This is a genomic window from Tardiphaga sp. 37S4 (assembly GCF_021044645.1).
In the GTDB taxonomy this organism is placed as follows: Bacteria; Pseudomonadota; Alphaproteobacteria; order Rhizobiales; family Xanthobacteraceae; genus Tardiphaga; species Tardiphaga robiniae.
Genome location: NZ_CP088008.1, coordinates 4,568,335 through 4,588,333, shown reverse-complemented (window position 1 = coordinate 4,588,333; position 19,999 = coordinate 4,568,335). Strand labels below are relative to the sequence as shown.

Here is a 19,999-nt window from a genome sequence, read left to right as displayed (position 1 = left end):
CCAAACGTGCCAAATGGCAGTGGTAAAGTCAGGGCAAACAATGGCGAAGCAAGGGCAAACCGCAAATCAGGGGCTGGATGGCCTGACCACTGCGGCGAAAGATGCGGCGGCCAACGGTAAAGCCGGCGAGGGCCTGCCGCCGGTGCATCTGTGGAATCCGCCATTCTGCGGCGATCTCGACATGCGAATCGCTGGTGATGGTACGTGGTTCTATTTGGGGACGCCGATCGGCCGGCCCGCTTTGGTGCGGCTGTTTTCAACGATCCTGAAGCGTGAGGGCGGCAAGCACTTTCTCGTGACCCCCGTGGAGAAGGTCGGCATCACCGTGGACGATGCTCCTTTTCTCGCCGTCGAGATGCTCAAGGAGCAGGACACGCGCGGCACGGTGTTGAAGTTTCGCACCAATGTGGACGATTGGGTGGAGTGTGACAGCATACACCGGCTGCGATTCGAGATGGCTGAAGACGGCGGGTTGACGCCCTATCTGCATGTCCGCAGTGACCTGTGGGCCAAGGTGACGCGGGCGGTCTATTACGATCTGGTTGACATGGGCGAGGAGCGGATGGTCGATGGTATCGCGATGTTCGGCATCGCCTCCGCGGGCGCGTTTTTCGCCATGGCCGATGCGGAGCAGGTCAGGGAAGCTACATAAGTGAGCCGATTGAAGTGAGCCGGGCGAATGAGCCGATGCTGAAGACCGACGCGGATGCCGCGGATATCGGTTCAGTTGAGTTTTTCAAGCGGGCGAAGGCACGCCTGAATTTCGATGTGCCCGAGGGGCTCACCGACGCCAGCATCGTTCCCGTCACCGGCGATGCCGGCAACGACCGCATGATCCAGATCGTGGCGCAGGAGCGGCCGATCCGCCCGGCCGCGGTCCTGATCGGCATCGTCGAACACGAACAACCAACCGTGCTGCTTACCCAGCGCTCCGCGCATCTCAACGATCATGCCGGACAGATCTCGTTTCCCGGTGGCAAGATCGATCCGACCGATGTCTCGCCGCTGGACGCCGCGTTGCGCGAGGCCGAGGAGGAAATCGGTCTCGATCGCTCCTTCGTCGAGCCGATCGGCTATCTCGATCTCTATGCAACCGGCTTCGGCTTTCGCATCCTGCCGACACTGGCGCGGGTGAAGCCGGGCTTCAGTCTCACGATCAACGAGAACGAAGTCGAAAGCGCGTTCGAGGTGCCGCTGGCGTTTCTGATGGACCCCGCCAATCATCAGTTGCACAGCAAGGAATTCCGCGGCATGGAGCGGTCCTATTACGCGATGCCGTTCGCCGAACGTTATATTTGGGGCGCTACCGCAGGCATCCTGCGCGTGCTGTATGAACGGATCGTGCTCACATGATCCGTCCGGTTCTGACCGAAGTCGGCATTTTCCTCATCCCGTTTGCGCTCTATGCCATTTTCCTGATCGCGACCAAGAATGGCGTGACACTGAAATCGTCATGGCCGATGCCGGTGATGATCAGGCTCGCGATCGCCGCCGCCGTGCTGGTGATCGTGAGCCTCGTGCTGCTGGCGCAGTTTTCCGGCGCGCCGCCGGGATCGACCTATGTCCCGGCGCATATCGAAAACGGCAGGCTGGTTCCCGGGGTCGAAAAATGAGCGTGCGCAAACTGCACGATGCGCCGTGGCTCACGTCAGGACCGTCCGGGCAGGTGCTGGCGCTGCTCAACGGCAATGGCGAGGAAGCCCGCGCGGTCGGCGGCGCTGTGCGCAACGCTCTGATGAAATTGCCAGTGGGCGAAATCGATATAGCCACGACGGCCATGCCCGATGAAGTGATCCGCCGCGCCAAGGCTGCCCATATCAAGAGCGTGCCGACCGGCATCGAGCATGGCACAGTGACGCTGGTCGTCGATGGTGCGCCGTTCGAGGTAACGACATTGCGCGAAGACGTCGAGACCTTTGGCCGCAAGGCCAAGGTGGCGTTCGGGCGCGACTGGAAGCACGATGCCGAACGACGTGATTTCACGATGAACGGTCTTTCCGCATCCATCGACGGCGTAGTGCACGATCATGTCGGCGGCCTGTCCGATCTCGATGCCCGGCGGGTGCGCTTCATCGGCGATCCCGATAGGCGCATCGCCGAAGACTATCTGCGCATTCTCAGGTTCTTCCGCATTCATGCCGCCTATGGCGCCGGGGCGCCGGATCGCGAGGGCTATCTCGCCAGCATTCGCGGCCGCGATGGACTGGCGGGAATATCGGCCGAGCGTATCAGGATGGAGTTGCTCAAGCTGCTGGTGGCCGATGGCGCCTTCGCGGCGGTGGATGCGATGGTCGATGCCGGCCTGATGCTGCGGATCGTGGGCGGTGTCACTTACAAGGGACCATTCGCCGCAATGATCGCCATCGAGCAGGCGTTGGGGCTAAAACCCGATGCGGTTCTGAGGCTTGGCGCGCTCGGCGTCGCAGTTACGGAAGATGCGCGCCGGCTTGCGCAAAAGCTGCGGCTCTCCAATGACGAAACCAAGGCACTGGATTCGATGGGCCATCGCTGGTGGCGGCTGAAGGGCATGGATGAATCCCATGCCCGGCGTCGGCTCTATCGCCTCGGCGAAACGCGCTATCGCAATCGCATGATGCTGGCCTGGGCCCGCGCCGGCCGCGATGCTGATGTGGAGGCGTGGAAAACGCTCGTGGCCTTGCCGGAGCGGTGGACTCCGCCGGTGTTTCCGCTCAGGGCTGCCGACTTCATGGCGCGCGGCATCGCCAAGGGCCCGGCGCTCGGCCATGTGCTGGCGCTGGCGGAAGATGCCTGGCTGGCGCTGGACTTTCCGATGGAGGTCGATGTGTTGACTGTTATCGCCGACCAAACGATTGCGCGATTCAAGCACGACCATCAGCTCTAAGTTTTTGACCGCACCATGAAGCATGTCATTCGCCCCGGTTCTGCCGATATCAGCGATGATGCCGACATCGTTGTGCCGTGGTGGAGTTTTACCAAGACGCTGATTGCCGCCACGGCACTGACCATGGTGCATGATGGACAGTTGGCTCTGGATGATGCGTTGCCGGGCGAGTCCTTTACGCTCCGCCAGTTGTTGCAGCATCGCGCCGGTCTGGCCGACTACGGTTCTGTTGCGGCCTACCATGCGGCTGTCGCTGCCGGTGAAGACGCCTGGCCGGTGGACCAGCTGCTGCACTCAGTTTCTGCTCTGCATGCCGGAATTGAGCCGGGCCATTTCGCCTATTCGAATGTCGGCTATTTGCTGGTCCGGGAACATCTCGAACGCGTGAGCGGGCTGGGGCTCGATGCCTTGATACGACACCGGTTGCTCGAACCCTTCGGTGCGGTCGGGCCGCGCATCGCCAATCAACGCAGCGATCTCGCCGATGTCCGGATGGGCAATGCGCAGTCCTACGATCCGCGCTGGGTCTATCACGGGCTGGCGGTCGGGACATTGCGCGATGCCGCAATGCTATTGCACCGCTTGATGACGACGGACTTGCTGCCTGTGGGGCTGCGCGACGAGATGTGCCACGGAATCGCAGTGGGTGATCCCGGTACAGGACGTCCGTGGCAACACGCGGCTTACGGCCTTGGCGTTATGGCTGGAACGACAACCAGTAATTTACGCGTCGTCGGGCATACCGGCGGAGGTCCGGGCAGTGGCATCGCCGTCTATCATTGTCCCGAACATGCGCAAGCAACCGTTGCGGTCTTCGCGACCGACGGTGCTGCAGGCAATATCGAGGCGGACGCGTTCAAACTCGGCCTGCAAAGATGAGCAACAAGCCGCCGCCGGACATTTGCGCCCGGCGGCGGACGGCCTGATCAGGCCACCTTGCTCTTGTGCTCTTCTTCTTCGTCGTCGTGTTCTTCAGCTTCGTCCTCTTCGCTCTCGTCTTCGTCGTCATGCGGGATGACGAGGGCGAGTTCGAGCACGGCACGCGGAAGGGTCTCGCGGAACAGATCGCCTTCCTCGCCCAGCCAGATGCATTCGATGTTGTCGCCGTCAACGTCGGCCACGGTCAGCGGGCAACCGCCCGACTTCAGCATGACGACATCGCCTGATTTCAATTCCATGGTCGGCTCCCGAAATGTGTTTGACGCGCACTGAGTCTAGCTCCGCGTCATGACAGGCCGAACACGGGGATGTTTCTGTCAGCTATTTTTGCTGAAGCAGTTTTGCGAGTTCCGCGCCGAGGCCGACGCTCTCCAGCGCAGGCGGCGGGCTGCTGTCGAGACCTTTCGCTGCTGCGGCGATCACGGCACGCGTGCCGGTTTCGACGGAACACAAGACGGGTACCGGCACGTCAGCTTGGATGCGAGACGCAAGGCCGGCGAGCGCAGCGCCGCCAAGGATCACGACCTCGGCCCCGTCGTCCGTGGCACAGGCCGTGCAGGCGCTGGCGAGCGCAGCCAGTGCTGCATCGGGATTCCGCGCGATATCGCCGCCGGTCGGTGCGATGGTGCGCACCTTGGCGAGCTTGTCGACCAAGCCAATGCTCCCGACGAACTCCCGGAGCATCGGCCCCCACAGCGCGCCGCCGGTGACGATGGCGAAACGCCCGCGTCTGGAGGCCTCGATGCAGGACGCTTCGGCCATGCCGACCACGGGAACGTCTGCAATTTCGCGCAGCGCCAGCAGGCCAGGGTCGCCGAAGCAGGCGAGGTAGACCGCATCGCAGCCGGCGCCATAAGAAGCATAGGCGTCGAGCGCCGCATGGCCTGCGATGGCCGCCGAGGCGCGCGTCGAAATATAGCGGGCGCCGAACCGGCCGGTCGCCGGCACAAAGGTCGCGGCATCGCCGGCTACGGCCTCGACATGCCGTTTTACGAGCGTGGTAACGCTCTCGGTGGTGTTGGGATTGATCAACAGAATGCGCACAGGGATGGGCTCTCGATGAGTCCGTCCACTATAGGCGCCAGTGCGGGAAATGCACGGCGATCATCGAAACGCACGCGGGCGCATGAGACGTGCCGCCCGCGCCATCCTAGCTGCCGGCGCCGTAATAGGCTTCGCTGCGGACGATCTGGTGATCGGCATCGAAATCCATCATCTCGCACGCCCTGGTCGGTCCACTGGGCAGCGGCGCGCTCCACCAGACCGTCAGGCGCTGTAACGCGCCGTCCCAGGCGGCGCTCTCCAGGGTGAGATGTGGCTCGGATAGCCCGCCATAAGCGGCGTGCCAGTAGGTGCGAATGGCGTCGCGTCCCTTTATGGTGGATGATCCCGCCAGTTTCGTTGCCAGCGGGCTGCGCATCTCACCTTCGGGAGCAAAATGATTAACGATCGTATCGATCGCGAGCCGGTTCCAGTTTGCAGCCCATTGCTGCGCGAATGCCATCGCGTCCTGCCGCGTCAACATGAGTCCCGTCTCCCTGTCGTGAGCCTTCGATGAGCCCATCTCCCAGAAAACCTAGCATCGCCGTTTATCAAGTCAATGATATTGACCTTAAGAAACTCGATCCGCTCGATGATGCACTGGCGCTGATGTATTTCGGATGGCGCGGGATGACGCGTGCGGCTGACGAGTATCTGGCGACGGTCGGCCTGTCTCGGGTTCACCATCGCATTCTCTATGCCGTGCTGCGCGGCGAGGGCATCACGATGTCGGATCTGCTGGCGATCCTGCAGATTTCGAAACAGGCGCTGCATCGCCCGATGAAGCAATTGCTCGATGAGGGCTATGTGGCCGTCAAGCGCGATCCGACGCGGCATCGTTTCAAGATTCTTGAACTGACGCCCGCCGGCCGCGCGGTCGAGCGCATCGCATCCGGTCATGAGCGCAAGATCATGGCCCGCGCCTTCAAGAAGGCGGGGGCGGGCAGCCAGGCCGCATGGTCGGCGGTGATGGCGGAGGCGGCGCGCGACTAGCCAAGTTCAAGTCTTGAGGTCAACAATATTGACTTGATAGGCAAGCTCTGCCATCCCGGTCCCATAACAAGGATGTTCACGGGACGGCGGAGGCAAACATGACAACTGAGATTGGTGACGCGAGCAGCGGACTGAAGCTTGTGCAGCAGGCCTTCGCCGCAGGCGGATTTGCGCGCGGCATCGGCCGCACACTCGGCATCAAGGGCGAGTCCGCAGAGCAGGGCAAGGTTGTGCTGGTCGGCTCGCCGAACGAGGATCACTACAATCCGCTCGGAACGGTGCATGGCGGTTACGCAGCCACGATGCTGGACGGCGCCATCGCATTGGCAGTGCAGACCTCGCTGCCTGCGGGCACTGGTTACGCGACGCTCGATCTCAAGATCACCTACATTCGCGCTATGACGGCTGCATCAGGGCCGATCCGCGCCGAGGGCCGTATTATTCACATGGGACGCAGGATGGCCGCGACGGAGGGTACGCTGACCGACAAGGATGGCAGGCTTTGCGCCCATGCCACCGCCACCTGCATGATCACAGGGAAAGACTAGAGCATGATCCCGAAAGCTGGATTCCGGTTTTCGCCGACAAACGAATTCGTTTGTCGAGAGATCTCCAATAGAGACTTTAGCCCTTCGGCCCGAAATACACGCAGCTCTCGTTGCAGCTGTCGCGAAACACGCCGACGCGGACGACCGGAGCCTTATCGGCGACGCGGTCCCAGATGAAGCGCGAGAGATTTTCCAGCGTCGGAATGCCGATCGCTTCGATCTTGTTGAGAAACTTGTGGTCGAGCGTCTTGCGCAGCTCGTCGAGGCTGCGGTCGAGCAAGCCGAGATCCATCACCATCCCGGTCACGGGATCCGGCACGCCGCGGATGGTGACTTCGGCGCGGAAGGAGTGGCCATGGATTTCCTGGCTCACTTCGCCGAGCGTGGTGTGGGACAGCGCATGCGCCGCCTCGAAGCGAAACGATTTGGTCAGTTCCCACATAGGAAGTCGTCGTCCTTAGAAGTCCGGGTCCTTAGCGGATCCCAAGTGTCTTGTGTGTCTGCACGCTCAGCCGCCATTGCGGGTGGCGCAGGCAGTAGTCCACCGCGTGCGCGGTATTACTGATGGCGTCCGGCCCGTCCATCGGCTGCAATGAGAAACGCTCGAAGGTGAGGCCTTCGAATTTTTCCGGCATCGCCTGCGCCTGCGGATAGACCAGCTTCAATTCGTGTCCGCTGTGCACCACGAGTTCCGCGCCGGCCTTCGGGCTGACGCAGATCCAGTCGATGCCTGCGGGCGGCGCGACGGTGCCGTTGGTCTCGACGCCGATCTCGAAGCCGCGCGCATGCAATGCGTCGATCAGTTCGGCGTCCACCTGCAGCAGCGGTTCTCCGCCGGTCAGCACCACATAGCGGTTATCGGAAGGGCCCACCCATTGCGCGGCGATGGTGTCGGCGAGCTTCTCGGCGTCCGGGTAGCGGCCGCCCAGCGTGCCGTCCATACCGACAAAGTCGGTGTCGCAGAACTGGCAGGTCGCGTCGGCGCGGTCCTGTTCCCGGCCGGTCCAGAGATTGCAGCCCGAAAACCGGCAGAAGACGGACGCGCGGCCGGCATGGGCGCCTTCGCCCTGCAATGTCAGGAAAATCTCTTTGACCGCGTAACTCACTGTCTTAGCTCTCTAAAACCGGCATGCCCGATCCGGCTCGGGCCACATCTCGGTTCCATATGGGGTAAGCCGCGGCTCTTAGCACGGCTAGCCGGTGGATGTCCCGGCCGATCACCGACATGTCAATTGCGATGTCCGGCGCGGGCCGCCAAAGGTCGATGACATCACGTCAAATTGTCGCACCTGGATACCATGCAGCCGTCGCTCGTCACATCCGGCAGTTCTGCCGCCGCCACACGTACGTGCGGGACCTGCACCATGTGCTGCAAGGTCTATCGCATCGACGACCTCGCCAAGCCGGCGGGCAAGTGGTGCAAGCACTGCGCGATCGCGCAGGGTTGCAAGATCTATGACACCCGACCACAGCAATGCCGCGCCTTCGATTGCGTCTGGATCCAGGACGACGAGATGCCGGAGTCCTGGAAGCCGGAAAACTCCAAAATCGTGTTTTCCGTCTATCCGACGACGGGCTTCATCTATGGCCAGGTCGATCCCGGCACGCCTTTCGCCTGGCAGAAGGAGCCGATCCATTCCGGCCTGATCGCCTGGTCGGAGAAGCTGCTGGCAGAACGTCGCCACCTGCTGATCTTCGTCGGCGGCAATGCCACGCTGATCATGCCCACGGGGCCAGTGCCGATCGGCCCGATGTCGCCGGCGGATGGCTTCATCATTCGCGAGACGTTTACGGCCAAGGGCAAGGACTACATCGCTACGCGTGTCCCGAGCGGGCGGTAGTCAGCCGATCTCGGGCATCAACCCTCAGTGTAACGGCAGGTTCAGCCGGTCGCCTATGAGCTGGTAGAGACGCGAGGCGACTACGGCCACGAGCGTCAACGCAACAACCAGTATTGCGCCGAACCACAGCGTACTCACAACCATACCCACATGGTTTCTCGAGCCCACCAGCGGTGCGACCGCAAGAGCAAGCAAGCCGATTGGAATAAGCGGCAGGATCGTTGCCATGAGCACGAACCAGATGTGACGGCGTGTGTCGCTTACTGCATTTTGCCAGGTGGCTCCCGGGGCATCGACAGCCACCGCCGGTAGAAGTGCGAGGCAATACTGGACGGCGACCAAGCCGGCGAGATGGATAATGGTCACGACCACCGAGCGACTGGAGCCGGGGAATGATTGACCAGCGCTATAATAAACAGGACCTCTTGGCGTCGTGAGGGCTTCCAGAAGTGATGGCACGCCCATGATGAAAACAGCCAAAGCGAGCCAGCCGAAATATGACTGGAAACGCGGTTCGGACGGTGTGAAATCGTATTGCTGGGTCAATTCGCCGAGCACGACAAGTCGGTGGATTGCCAGCAAGAACGGCGTCAGCAGGAAACATAATCCGGTCGTTATCGTTTGTCGGGCAAGCGCTTGTGCGATTGGATCTCGTGTCAGGAACAACGGTCCAATCAGCGCCGCCACAGTGCCGATGGATACGATCGCAGTCGCGATCAGTGCAGGAAGCCAAGCCGTTCGTAGGGCATGATACAAATCCCAGTAGGCCCATACGAGCATGTTGAGAACTGACGGACGGGTGCGAGTCATCAAGGGTCCCCCGATAATGACCGGTATCAGTATCCCGTCCGTCTTAAAGACGTCGCTGCGCGCGTCGTTAACAAATCATGACGTTTGTCGAAGAACGTGCCTCAGAGTCCTCTTTTTGTATGAACGTGATGCTGTCCGAAAATCGGCGTCCGCTTCTCGGGATCGCGCTCTAGCCGCGCGTCTGCCTGAGCGCTTCACCGAGCGCCATGGCCACCGTCATCGCCAGATTGATCGAGCGCAGATCCTGGCGCATCGGAATCACCAGCCGTGTATCGGCGGCCGCTGCGACGTCGTCCGGCACCCCGGCGGATTCCCGCCCGAACATCAGGATGTCATTGGTGTCATAGCGATGCTCGAGATAGGGCGTGGCGCCCTTGGTGGTGAACAGCGCGAGACGATGGCCGGCCTCGCGCCGCCAGTCCTCGAAATGCCGCCATGAATCGTGCCGGACGATCGACACCTGATCGAGATAGTCCATGCCGGCGCGGCGAAAATGCCGGTCGGATATTGGAAAGCCCGCCGGTTCGATAATATGCGCTTCGACATCGAGACAGGCACAGAGCCGCAGGATCGTGCCGGTGTTCTGCGGAATGTCTGGCTGGTAGAGGGCGATGCGCACGATGGTTTGGTCTCCGGCCGCGTTGCAATCGACCTGGCCCATGTCAGGCGATAGCGCCTGACATGCAGTCGGACAAGGCCGGCGGCTCTACTCAGCCGGCGCGAGTCGCGTATTCGAACGCGCTTCCGTCGTTTCGCGTACCTTCACGCGTGCGCGGCGCTTGCGCCACCAGATCACCACGCCGGTCACTGAGAGCGCCGCCACGACCAGACCCATCGCCGAAATCAGGATGCGGCCGGGCAGACCCAGGATTCGTCCCGAATGCATCGGGAACTGCATCTGCACGAAGATGTCGGCGGCGGTGCCGACCCAGGGCAGCTTTGCGCCGAGCGGACGGCCGTCCTCGCTGTCGTAAAAAAGCGACGGCGGGCCGACGCCTGCGGCGCCGTGATCGTCGCCAGGCTCGAAGAAGAACACCTGATACACGCCGTGTGCCGGGCCGTAGAACAGCGAGCCGATCGGTGTGGTCCAGCCGCGCGCCTTGCCGTCGGCGGTGGCGCGCTCGAGGATCTGGGCCCAGGTCATCTTGGGTTCGATCGGATTATCGAGGTGACGATACTCACGCTGCTCGTAAGGCGTCGGCGTGTAGTCCGAGAACTTCTTCATCAGCGGCGAAAAGACTTCGAAATACAGGTTCAGCGAGAACGCCGTGAACGCGATGATGAAGAGCAGGGCCCAGGTCCACAGGCTGAAGGCGCGGTGGATGTCGAAATTGATCCGGTAGGCGCTGCCTGAGGTCTTGATCATCCAGGCCGGCTTCCAACGCGCCCAGAACCCCTTGCCGAGTTCGCGCGCGACGGCGGGAGCGGCTCCCGCCTTGACGCGTTTGCGCGACGGCAGTGTCAGATAGAATCCGATGAAGCAATCGATGGTCCAGATGATGGCGATGACGCCGAGGATGCGCATGCCCCAGCGGTCGCTGCCCCAGAATTCCGGGATGTGCATTGTGTAATGCAGCTTGTAGAGGAACGAGACGAAGTTCTCGCGGGTCACGGGCCAGACGGCGCCCCAATAGCGGCGGCCGAGTTCCTCGCCGGTGTTGGGATCGAGGAAGATCTGATTGTAATCGAGTGTGTAACGCTTGCTTGTCGTGGGATCGATCCGCGGCAGAACAAAGAACGAGAGCGACTCATTCTTTTCCGGCGTCATGTACATGTGGATCACGCGCGCGCGCGGATCGCGCTGCTCGATCAAGCCCGCGAGTTCGATCGACGGTTTGGCGGGGCCTGCGGTGGTGACATCCTTCAGCTTGCTGTTGAGAAGATCGTCAAGCTCGTGATCCCACGAGATAACCGCGCCGGTGACGCCCGAGAAGAACAGGAAGGCGGCGGTGAGGAGTCCAGCCCAGCGATGCAGGCGCCCGAAGATCGATCTCATGGCGTTCCGCCCGTGTTGTTGTCGTCGCGTTTACTACCAAGTGTCGCCACTGCCGGTCGAGAGACCGGCGGTGGCGTATTGTCGCGTTTTAGGGTGATTCTAATGTTCACCAGCGATAGGTCAGCTTGGCGACGACTTTGCGCGAGTCACCGTAGAAGCAACCATAAACGGGGCTGTAGCAGGATGAAACATAGCGGGTGTCCGCAATGTTGGTGACGTTGAGCGCGAGCCGGTAGTTCTTCTGATTATAGGCCAGTAGCGCGTCGACCACGGTGGCTCCCGGCACCTTGCTTGTGTTGGCATCGTCGGCCCAGCTATCGCCGATATAGCGAATGCCGCCGCCGACCTGGACGCCCTCGAACAGGCCGCCTTGCATCGTGTAGTCGCTCCAGATGCCCAAGCGATTCATCGGCACGGTGGTCAGAGCCTTGCCAACATTCACCGGATCCTTGGTGACTTCGATGTCGATGTAGGAATAGGCGGCGCGGACATTGAAGCCGGCGGCGAGGGTGGCGGTGGCTTCCAGTTCGATGCCGCGAGAATTGACCTCGCCGGTTTGAATCGCCGTGAATGGCGCAACAGGCAGGAAGCGAACGACATTTTGCCGGGTCAGGTCGAAGGCGGCAAGCGTGATCATCGCATTGATGCCGACCGGCTGATACTTGATGCCGACCTCATGCTGATGCGCTGTTTCCGGCGCCAGCAGACTGCCATTGGCGATGTTCAGCACCGGCAGGAACGACTCCGAGTAGCTGTAATAGGGCGCCACGCCGCTGTCGAAATTGTAGATCACGCCTGCACGACCGGTGAAGGCCGAGGCGTCGGTGGAGGTCGATGAACCGTCCATGTAGTTGTTGTAGGTCGTCTTGGCAAAATCCTGCCGGCCACCGAGCTGGACCGAAAGACGACCGAGCTTGATCTGGTCCTGGGCATAGATGCCGACCTGCGATTGCTTCACACGATAGTCTTCGTAGAGCGCGCCCTTGGTCCAGCTGTTGGTGTAGACGGGGTTGAAGACGTTGAGGGGATCGGCGCTGTAGCTCGTGTTGACGTCGGTCGATGTCGTGTTTCGATAGTCGATGCCGAACAGCGTGGTGTGGCTCAGGATGCCAGTGGTGAAGTGGCCCTCCAGCTGGTTGTCGACGGCGATGGAGTTGATCGTAGAGGCCGATGATCCGCCGTAGCGGTAGAGCAGCCCGGCGGCTTCGTCGAGGTAACCGCCGGCATTGATGCTGTCGGATTCGTTGTGCATCCACGAGTAGCGCAGGTTCTGTCGGAAGGTCAGGTTGTCGTTGATGTTATGCGCGAACAGGTAGCCAACCGAAGCGATCTCGTTGTCGTATCTGTTGAAGCCGGGTTCGCCAGTGTTGCGGTTGATAGGGATGATACGGCCCGCATTCGGATAGATCGTGCCGGATGCCGGCAGGAACTGCAGACCCCAGCCGTTCTTCTCCTTCTGATAATTCGCCAGCACTGTGAGTGTGGTGTCTTCGTTCGGCTTGAAGGTGACGGCCGGCGCGATGAAGACGCGGCTGTCCCTGGCGTCATCGACCTGCGTGCCGCCGTCACGGACCAGGCCGGTCAGGCGATAGAGTACCGTGCCTTCCTTGTTGGCGGGGCCGCCAAAATCGAACTCGCCCTGATAGCGGTCGAAACTGCCGCCTGACACCGAGATTTCGCCGAACTGCCGGGCGGTCGGAAGCTTGCTGACATAGTTGAGAATGCCGCCCGGCCCGCTGCCACCATACATCACCGAGGACGGCCCTTTCAGCACTTCGAGACGAGACGCGCCGAAGGGATCGAGGCTGTCGAAATGGATATAGGGCGTGCTGGGCAGCCGCAGGCCATCGAGATACAGCCCCTGCTGCGTCATGTCGAAGCCGCGTATCTGAATGCCGCCATTGCGGGTGTCGGAACCGCCATTGACGTCGCCATTGGCGCCCGCGGTGTAGCGCAGCGCCTGAGTGAGGGTCTGTGCGTCCTGGGTCTTGATCTGGTCGGAGGTGATCACCGAGATCGATTGCGGAGTTTCCATGATCGGGGTGTCGGTCTTGGTGGCGGAGCCGCTGCGATTGGCGACGAAGCCGATCACGGGGCCGCCGGCGCGCTCACCGGCGTTGGGATTGGCTGGTGCCACCGGCGCCGCCTGCGGCGCACGGGCCGTGCGATTGGCGCGGGCGGCGCGGCTGGTCGATGCGCGCTGGGTCGGCCTGGCCGTCGCCGGACGCGTACGCTGCTGCGGCGCATCCACCGTCACTGGCGGCAGGGCAGACTGAGCGTCGGCAGTACCTGTCGGAATCGACAAAGCGAGACCGCTGACGGCGCAAAGACATAGAGCCCGAAGCACATGCAGCCGAGTTGCCGATTCGATGAAGTGGGATGTTGTCATGACGCTGCGATGCCCCAGTTAGGCCGGCTCTACCGGTAAAATTTGGATGCTTTCGCTTTAGCGCAGGCGAAGAATGAGAACAGAATTAGCGATTTAGAACGTCTTCAAACGCGCTACTTGAGCGCGATTTGTTGCTGAAACGACGCAGAATTATTCACGATCATGAATTGTTGCCGTTTTTTGCCTGGCGGTCGCGCGAATCGTAGTGCGCGAGAGGTGTCCGGAAAATCGGCGGAGCGCGATCGACTGCGAATCGCGATCCCTTGTCCCGCCAAAAACCTGATGGCTGTTTCCTATAGTCACGACGTGCCGAATTATCCGCCGCGCGGAAAGGCGTTGATTCTGTGGTGCATCGCATCTTGCTTCGCCGATCGTAGGCTTGCACTGCCGCACCAAGGGTGCCAATAGAACGATTCTGGACTGCGTGTTCTGCCTGTTAGGCAAGGACTAGTAGGCCTCTGCCGCCGTGGGGAGAATCGCGGGCGTCGGTTTTTTGCTTCAGGTCAACGCAAAGACGTGACCGGGAGTGTCTAAGCCGGCTGCAGATAAGAAAGGGTTGGGATCGTGACGACAACGTCTTCGGCGGAACACACGCGCCGTGATTTCTTGTTCGTGGCCACTGGGGCAGTGGCTGCAGTGGGCGCCGCAGCCGCCGTCTGGCCGCTGATTTCTCAAATGAATCCAGATGCTTCGACCATCGCGGCGGGTGCGCCGATCGAGGTCGATCTGGCCCCCATCGCCGAGGGGCAGGACATCAAGGTGTTCTGGCGCGGCAAGCCGATCTACATCATGAACCGGACCAAGAAGCAGGTCGAAGAGGCGCGCGCCGTTCCGGTGTCGAGCCTGCCCGATCCGCAGACCGATCAGGCCCGCGTCAAGGAAGGCCACGACCAGTGGTTGGTCGTCATCGGCATCTGCACCCATCTGGGCTGCATCCCGATTGCTCACGAAGGCGCTTACGACGGCTTTTTCTGCCCCTGCCACGGCTCGGTCTACGACACTTCGGGCCGCATCCGTCAGGGTCCGGCGCCGCTCAACCTGCCGATCCCGCCTTACGCCTTCGTCTCTGACACCAAGATCAAGATCGGCTGAGCTGTCGGATCCCATCCGATCTCGCGCCGATAGTGTTTTTCTCTTCTCAGGATCGCATCATGAGCGGACCATCGACCTACCAGCCGACCAATCCCGCTTTGCAGTGGATTGAAAAGCGTCTGCCAATTATCGGCCTCGTCCATTCCTCCTTCGTTGCCTATCCGACACCGCGTAACCTGAATTACTGGTGGACGTTCGGCGGCATCCTGTCCTTCATGCTCGGCGTGCAGATCGTCACCGGCGTGATCTTGGCGATGCACTACACGCCGCATGTGGACATGGCGTTCAATTCGGTCGAGAGCATTGTCCGCGATGTGAATTACGGCTGGCTGTTGCGTTATCTGCACTCCAACGGCGCATCGATGTTCTTCATCGCCGTCTACATCCATATGCTGCGTGGCCTGTATTACGGGTCGTACAAGGCACCTCGCGAAATCCTCTGGATCCTCGGCGTGATCATCTACCTTCTGATGATGGCGACTGGTTTCATGGGCTACGTGCTGCCGTGGGGCCAGATGAGCTTCTGGGGTGCCACCGTCATCACCAACCTGTTCTCGGCGATTCCCTATGTGGGCGAGAGCATCGTGACCCTGCTGTGGGGCGGCTATTCGGTCGGCAATCCGACGCTGAACCGCTTCTTCTCGCTGCATTACCTGCTGCCCTTCGTGATCGCCGGCGTCGTCGTGCTGCACGTCTGGGCGCTGCATGTCGCCGGTCAGAACAATCCGGCCGGCGTCGAGCCGAAGACCGAGAAGGATACCGTGCCGTTCACGCCCTACGCGACCATCAAGGATGGTTTCGGCATGGTCTGCTTCATGATCTTCTACGCCTGGTTCGTGTTCTACATCCCGAACTATCTCGGCGATCCCGATAACTACATCCCGGCCAATCCGGGCGTGACGCCCGCGCACATCGTGCCGGAATGGTACTACCTGCCGTTCTACGCCATCCTGCGTTCGATCCCGAGCAAGCTCGGCGGCGTCATCGCGATGTTCTCGGCGATCATCGTGCTGGCCTTCCTGCCCTGGCTCGATACCGCCAAGACCAAGTCGTCGAAGTATCGTCCGCTGGCCAAGCAGTTCTTCTGGATGTTTGTCGTGGTGGCGGTCCTGCTCGGTTGGCTCGGCGGCAAGCCCGCGGAAGGCATCTACATCATCGCCGGCCGTGTCCTGACCTTCTGCTACTTCGCCTACTTCCTGATCGTGCTGCCGATCCTCAGCCGTATCGAAACGCCTCGCGCAGTGCCGAACTCGATCGCTGACGATGTGCTGGCCAAATACGGCAAGAAGGCTGCTTCTGCCATCGTCGCACTGGTTCTCGCCGGTGGCCTGATGGCCGGCGGCACGCAGAGCGCCAAGGCTGCCGACGAGCATGGCGGCCCGACGCCGCCGTCTCTGAACTGGTCGTTTGCAGGCCCTTTCGGCAAGTTTGACCGCGGTGCCCTGCAGCGCGGTTACAAGGTCTACAAGGAAGTCTGCTCGACCTGTCACTCGATGAGCCTGATCCACTTCCGCAACCTCGCGGACGTGGGCGGCCCGGGCTTCTCTGCGGCTCAGGCGCTGGCAGTGGCATCCGAGATCAAGGTGCAGGACGGTCCGAACGACGCCGGCGACATGTTCGAACGTCCCGGTCGTCTCGCGGATCCATTCCCCAAGCCGTTCCCGAACGAGAACGCGGCGCGCGCAGCCAATGGCGGTGCCTATCCGCCGGACCTGTCGCTGATGGCCAAGGCCCGCAACTACGACCGCGGCTTCCCGCAATTCGTGTTCGACTTCTTCACCCAGTTCCAGGAGAAGGGCCCGAACTACATCGACGCGCTGCTGCAGGGTTACGTCGATCCGGCGCCGAAGGATTTCGCGCTGCCGCCGGGCGCGTATTACAACAAGTACTTCCCCGGCCACGCCATCAAGATGCCGAAGCCGATCTCCGACGATCAGGTGACCTATGACGACGGCACCCCGCAGAAGGTCGAGAACTACGCCAAGGACGTTTCGACCTTCCTGATGTGGACCGCGGAACCGCATCTCGAGGCCCGCAAGCGTATCGGCTTGCAGGTGATGGTGTTCCTGATCATCTTCGCGTTCCTGATGTATTTCACGAAGAAGAAGGTCTGGGCGAACGCTCACTGAGCATCGCAAACATTCTTTCAAAAGGGCCCCCGATGGGGCCCTTTTTCGTTTTCAGCCTGTGCGCGCCCGGACCATGGATTCTCGAGGAACCGTTGACTAAGCTTCGCGCAAAGGCGGGAGACGCGGGCTCGGTGAGCGTCACGGATATCCACGCTCATCGGGGGGATGGATGGCGGGCGCGGCGATCGACGATATTCTGCTGAACATCAGTCCGGGTGGCCAGATGGCGCTCGGCATCGTGCTGGCGCTGATCATGTATGGCGTCGCGCTCGATCTTCGCGTCACCGATTTCGTCGATGTGTTCCGACGTCCGGCGGCGCCGCTCGCGGGGCTCGCCGCGCAACTGATCCTCCTGCCGGCGGTCACATGGGCGATCACCATGGTGTTGAAGCCGCAGCCTTCCATCGCGCTTGGCATGATGGTGGTGGCGGCCTGTCCTGGTGGCAACATCTCCAACCTCATCACTCATATGGCGCGCGGCAACACGGCGCTGTCGGTGTCGATGACCGGCATCTCCAGCCTGCTTGCGTCCGTCACGACGCCGCTGAACATCCTGTTCTGGGCCGGGCTCAATCCGCAAACCGCCGCACTGCTGCGCCAGGTGAGCGTCGATCCCGTCTCGTTCATCGGATCGACCGTGCTGCTGCTCGGCGTGCCGATGGTTGCCGGTTTGCTCACGGTGCGTCATCTGCCGGGGCTGGCCGACCGTCTGCGCCGGCCGCTGCAGATCCTGTCTTTCGTGTTTCTGATCGGATTTATTTTGGCCGCGACGATCACCAACTGGCGCTACATCGCGGTATTCTCGACAGCGGTGCTGCCCTTCGTCGTGCTGCATAACGCGATCGCCGTCGCACTCGGCTGGGGCGTCGCGAAGATCCTTGGGCTCAGCGACTACGACACCCGCGCGCTCACCATCGAAGTCAGCATGCATAATTCCGGCCTGGGGCTGGCGCTGATCCTCACGCAATTCGACGGCCTTGGCGGCGCAGCGCTGGTCGCCGCTGGCTGGGGAGTCTGGCACCTCGTCTCCGGCTGGGCGCTGGCGGCCTGGTGGAAACGGCGCGATCCGCATCCGGCACGCATTGAAGGTGCGGCATGAGAGACGCGATGGCGAATAGCGGCGTGCTGATCACCGGCGCGGCAGGCTTCATCGGCAGTGCTTTGCTGCGCGCACTCGCGGCCGGCGGCGACGGGCCGGTGACGGCGCTCGATCTGCGCGAGGTGCCGCCGCAAGAGCGTCTCGACGGCATTGCCTACGAGCACGGCGACATTCGCGATCCCGGCCTGAAGGATGTCATCGCCCGCGTGAAGCCGCGCACCGTTGTGCATCTCGCCTCGGTCGTTGCCGTCGGAGGCGACGACCGGCGTGACTATGAGATCGATGTGCTGGGCACGCGCAATGTGCTGGAAGCCTGTCTCGCGGCTGGTGTCGGCCACCTGATCGTGACTTCGAGCGGCGCGGCCTATGGCTATCACGCCGACAATCCCGTCCCGTTGCGCGAGGCCGATCCGCTACGGGGCAACGAGGATTTCCCTTATGCGCGTAACAAGCGCGAGGTCGAGGAGATGCTGGCGCGATGGCGGCAAGATCATCCGCAATTGCGGCAGACCGTGTTCCGCCCTTGCACGGTGCTGGGGCCGACCACGAACAACCAGATCACTGCGCTGTTCGAGCGCCCCGTCGTGACCGGTCTGAGCGGCACTGCAACGCCATTCTCGCTGATCGCTGATAGCGATGTGGTGGCCGCCCTGGCGCAGGCCGTACGCACCGGCAGAGACGGGATCTATAATCTCGCCGGCGATGGCACACTCAGCCTGCGCGAGATCGCAAGGCTCAATGGCAAGCCATTCGTTCCGATTCCGCCCGCGGTGATGAAGGGCGCGCTGTGGCTGCTCCATGCGCTCGGGCTGACCAAGTTGACGCCGCAGAATGTCAAATTCATCCAGTACCGTCCGGTGCTCGACAACACCCGGCTCAAATCCGAATTCGGATATTCGCCCGAGCTTGATGCGCGCGCCGTGTTCGAACGCTATCGCGACGAACGCCCGGAGCTGATGTCATGACTTTCCTCGTCATCGGCGCCGGTCCCGCAGGTCTTGCCGCAATCCAGAGCCTGAAGGCCGCTGGCCATGCTGTGGAAGCCGTCGAGCAGAATGCCGATATTGGCGGGCAGTGGCTGTATGGCGCGGCGCCGAGTGCGGTCTATGCCTCGACGCATCTGATCTCGTCGAAGCGCACCACGGCCTTTGCGGATTTCCCGATGCCGGAGGACTGGCCGGCCTATCCCGGCCATCGTCAGGTGCTGGATTATCTGCAGAGCTATGCCCGGCATTTCGATCTCTATCCGCTGATCCGCTTCAACACCGGCCTGCGCAGCCTGACGCGGCAGGAAAGTGGATGGCACGCTGCTTTCAGCGACGGCACGTCGGCAGACTATGCCGGCGTCATCATCGCCAATGGCCATCTCAGCGATCCCCTGATCCCCAAAACGTCAGGCACCTTTGATGGCCCACTGATGCATGCCAAGGACTACAAGACCGCCGATATCTTCGCCGGCCAGCGCGTGCTGGTGGTCGGCATGGGCAATACCGGCTGCGACATTGTCGTGGATGCAATCCATCGCGCGGATAAGGTGTTGTGGAGCGTGCGCGGCGGCAATCATTTCGTGCCGAAGTTTCTCGCTGGCAAGCCGGCGGATGAAGGCAATCACAAGCCGAAGCGCTTCATCATCCCGAAGAACCTGCGCTCAAGGCTGCACGAGCCGATCCTCCGCTTCATCGTCGGCGCGCCGGAGCGTTTCGGTCTGCCGAAGCCGCAGCATCGGCTTTATGACCGCACACCGATCGTCAATTCGCTGGTGCTGCAGCATCTCGGCCAGGGCGATGTCGCCCTGCGCAAGCCGGTCCGCGAATTCAACGGCAAGTCGGTCGTGTTCGCCGATGGCCGCTGCGACGAGGTCGATCTGGTGTTGCTTGCGACCGGCTACCGGATCACGTTTCCGTTCCTCGGCGATCTCCGTGCACTCGATTGGCAGGACGCGATCGGTGCGCCCAGGCTGTTCATGAACATGTTTCCGTCGGAGGATAACGGCCTGTATGTGGCCGGGCTGCTGGAAGGCGCGGGCGTGGGCTGGGAAGGGCGTGCATTGCAGGCCCGCGTGATCGCAGCCTATCTCGCGGCCAAGGCCGCGCGGCCGGATGCGGCAGCAGCGCTGCGGCAGGAGATCACGCAATGGTTCGCGCAACCGCCACGGCGGGACGGCGGCGAACACGGACTGTTTGTCGATTTTCTGACCTACAAGCGAGACCTGCAGCGCGCGCTGGCCCGGTTGAGTTGACACGTGAGGGGTCTATAAGT

22 protein-coding genes are annotated in these 19,999 nt (G+C 61.9%); 13 read left to right on the top strand and 9 right to left on the bottom strand.

Annotation, left to right across the window (positions count from 1 at the left end; translation table 11 throughout):
- The first annotated feature begins 40 nt into the window (after positions 1 to 40).
- The 5 genes from LPB73_RS21845 to LPB73_RS21825 are packed head-to-tail and all read left to right on the top strand — an operon-like array spanning position 41 to position 3,742.
- Entirely contained in the window at positions 41 to 652 is a 612-nt protein-coding gene (locus LPB73_RS21845) for a DUF1285 domain-containing protein (protein WP_231078157.1), read from the top strand.
- 35 nt (positions 653 to 687) lie between these two features.
- Positions 688 to 1,353, top strand: coding sequence for a CoA pyrophosphatase (locus LPB73_RS21840; protein ID WP_120288355.1), 666 nt, complete (start codon positions 688 to 690; stop codon positions 1,351 to 1,353).
- Complete coding sequence (locus LPB73_RS21835; protein WP_089262546.1) at positions 1,350 to 1,613, top strand: DUF6111 family protein; 264 nt, start codon at positions 1,350 to 1,352, stop codon at positions 1,611 to 1,613. The genes LPB73_RS21840 and LPB73_RS21835 overlap by 4 nt, the downstream gene beginning before the upstream one ends.
- Positions 1,610 to 2,863, top strand: a complete 1,254-nt coding sequence (locus tag LPB73_RS21830; protein WP_231078156.1) for a CCA tRNA nucleotidyltransferase — start codon at positions 1,610 to 1,612, stop codon at positions 2,861 to 2,863. The genes LPB73_RS21835 and LPB73_RS21830 overlap by 4 nt, the downstream gene beginning before the upstream one ends.
- Before the next feature lie 15 nt (positions 2,864 to 2,878).
- Positions 2,879 to 3,742, top strand: coding sequence for a serine hydrolase domain-containing protein (locus LPB73_RS21825; RefSeq protein ID WP_231078155.1), 864 nt, complete (start codon positions 2,879 to 2,881; stop codon positions 3,740 to 3,742).
- Between the two features lie 47 nt (positions 3,743 to 3,789).
- On the opposite strand, the gene LPB73_RS21820 is transcribed toward LPB73_RS21825, so the two are convergent.
- The 3 genes from LPB73_RS21820 to LPB73_RS21810 all read right to left on the bottom strand — a co-directional run bounded on the left by LPB73_RS21820 (position 3,790) and on the right by LPB73_RS21810 (position 5,327).
- Complete coding sequence (locus tag LPB73_RS21820; protein WP_093759610.1) at positions 3,790 to 4,041, bottom strand: YodC family protein; 252 nt, start codon at positions 4,039 to 4,041, stop codon at positions 3,790 to 3,792.
- An 82-nt stretch (positions 4,042 to 4,123) separates the two neighbouring features.
- Positions 4,124 to 4,846 carry an aspartate/glutamate racemase family protein gene (locus LPB73_RS21815; RefSeq protein WP_231078154.1) on the bottom strand — a complete coding sequence of 241 codons (723 nt, stop codon included), beginning with the start codon at positions 4,844 to 4,846 and terminating at the stop codon, positions 4,124 to 4,126.
- 106 nt (positions 4,847 to 4,952) lie between these two features.
- Positions 4,953 to 5,327: a nuclear transport factor 2 family protein gene (locus LPB73_RS21810; RefSeq protein ID WP_231078153.1), complete on the bottom strand. Its 375-nt coding sequence runs from the start codon at positions 5,325 to 5,327 to the stop codon at positions 4,953 to 4,955.
- A gap of 29 nt (positions 5,328 to 5,356) precedes the next feature.
- Between LPB73_RS21810 and LPB73_RS21805 the strand changes: the two genes are divergently transcribed.
- Both LPB73_RS21805 and LPB73_RS21800 read left to right on the top strand, forming a co-directional pair.
- On the top strand, positions 5,357 to 5,836 hold the full coding sequence (locus tag LPB73_RS21805) for a MarR family winged helix-turn-helix transcriptional regulator (protein ID WP_231078152.1): 480 nt from the start codon (positions 5,357 to 5,359) through the stop codon (positions 5,834 to 5,836).
- A gap of 98 nt (positions 5,837 to 5,934) precedes the next feature.
- The gene (locus tag LPB73_RS21800) at positions 5,935 to 6,384 is read left to right on the top strand and encodes a PaaI family thioesterase (RefSeq protein ID WP_231078151.1); all 450 of its coding nucleotides are present in this window, start codon (positions 5,935 to 5,937) and stop codon (positions 6,382 to 6,384) included.
- Positions 6,385 to 6,460: 76 nt separating this feature from the next.
- On the opposite strand, the gene LPB73_RS21795 is transcribed toward LPB73_RS21800, so the two are convergent.
- On the bottom strand, positions 6,461 to 6,826 hold the full coding sequence (locus LPB73_RS21795) for a 6-pyruvoyl trahydropterin synthase family protein (protein WP_089262534.1): 366 nt from the start codon (positions 6,824 to 6,826) through the stop codon (positions 6,461 to 6,463).
- A 31-nt stretch (positions 6,827 to 6,857) separates the two neighbouring features.
- On the bottom strand, positions 6,858 to 7,490 hold the full coding sequence (queE, locus tag LPB73_RS21790) for a 7-carboxy-7-deazaguanine synthase (protein ID WP_231078150.1): 633 nt from the start codon (positions 7,488 to 7,490) through the stop codon (positions 6,858 to 6,860).
- A 192-nt stretch (positions 7,491 to 7,682) separates the two neighbouring features.
- Here queE and LPB73_RS21785 point away from each other — a divergent pair, with 192 nt between their 5' ends.
- Positions 7,683 to 8,225, top strand: a complete 543-nt coding sequence (locus LPB73_RS21785) for a hypothetical protein (protein ID WP_231078149.1) — start codon at positions 7,683 to 7,685, stop codon at positions 8,223 to 8,225.
- Positions 8,226 to 8,249: 24 nt separating this feature from the next.
- Here the strand turns inward: LPB73_RS21785 and LPB73_RS21780 are convergent, their stop codons facing one another.
- From LPB73_RS21780 to LPB73_RS21765, 4 genes are all read right to left on the bottom strand, one after another.
- Positions 8,250 to 9,035, bottom strand: coding sequence for a hypothetical protein (locus LPB73_RS21780; RefSeq protein ID WP_231078148.1), 786 nt, complete (start codon positions 9,033 to 9,035; stop codon positions 8,250 to 8,252).
- Between the two features lie 169 nt (positions 9,036 to 9,204).
- Complete coding sequence (locus LPB73_RS21775) at positions 9,205 to 9,654, bottom strand: tRNA (cytidine(34)-2'-O)-methyltransferase (RefSeq protein ID WP_231078147.1); 450 nt, start codon at positions 9,652 to 9,654, stop codon at positions 9,205 to 9,207.
- Positions 9,655 to 9,741: 87 nt separating this feature from the next.
- A complete protein-coding gene (fsrB, locus tag LPB73_RS21770) occupies positions 9,742 to 11,031 on the bottom strand; it encodes a siderophore utilization protein FsrB (RefSeq protein ID WP_089262527.1) in 1,290 nt (429 codons plus the stop codon).
- A 106-nt stretch (positions 11,032 to 11,137) separates the two neighbouring features.
- On the bottom strand, positions 11,138 to 13,123 hold the full coding sequence (locus LPB73_RS21765) for a TonB-dependent siderophore receptor (RefSeq protein WP_231081216.1): 1,986 nt from the start codon (positions 13,121 to 13,123) through the stop codon (positions 11,138 to 11,140).
- 861 nt (positions 13,124 to 13,984) lie between these two features.
- Between LPB73_RS21765 and petA the strand changes: the two genes are divergently transcribed.
- From petA to LPB73_RS21740, 5 genes are all read left to right on the top strand, one after another.
- Positions 13,985 to 14,512 (top strand): ubiquinol-cytochrome c reductase iron-sulfur subunit, encoded by a 528-nt coding sequence (petA, locus tag LPB73_RS21760; RefSeq protein ID WP_068733107.1) that lies wholly within the window; start codon positions 13,985 to 13,987, stop codon positions 14,510 to 14,512.
- Positions 14,513 to 14,571: 59 nt separating this feature from the next.
- Complete coding sequence (locus tag LPB73_RS21755) at positions 14,572 to 16,641, top strand: cytochrome c1 (protein ID WP_231078146.1); 2,070 nt, start codon at positions 14,572 to 14,574, stop codon at positions 16,639 to 16,641.
- A gap of 169 nt (positions 16,642 to 16,810) precedes the next feature.
- The gene (locus tag LPB73_RS21750; RefSeq protein WP_231078145.1) at positions 16,811 to 17,740 is read left to right on the top strand and encodes a bile acid:sodium symporter family protein; all 930 of its coding nucleotides are present in this window, start codon (positions 16,811 to 16,813) and stop codon (positions 17,738 to 17,740) included.
- A complete protein-coding gene (locus tag LPB73_RS21745) occupies positions 17,737 to 18,705 on the top strand; it encodes an SDR family oxidoreductase (protein ID WP_231078144.1) in 969 nt (322 codons plus the stop codon). The genes LPB73_RS21750 and LPB73_RS21745 overlap by 4 nt, the downstream gene beginning before the upstream one ends.
- On the top strand, positions 18,702 to 19,979 hold the full coding sequence (locus LPB73_RS21740) for a flavin-containing monooxygenase (protein ID WP_231078143.1): 1,278 nt from the start codon (positions 18,702 to 18,704) through the stop codon (positions 19,977 to 19,979). The genes LPB73_RS21745 and LPB73_RS21740 overlap by 4 nt, the downstream gene beginning before the upstream one ends.
- Positions 19,980 to 19,999 lie beyond the last annotated feature (20 nt).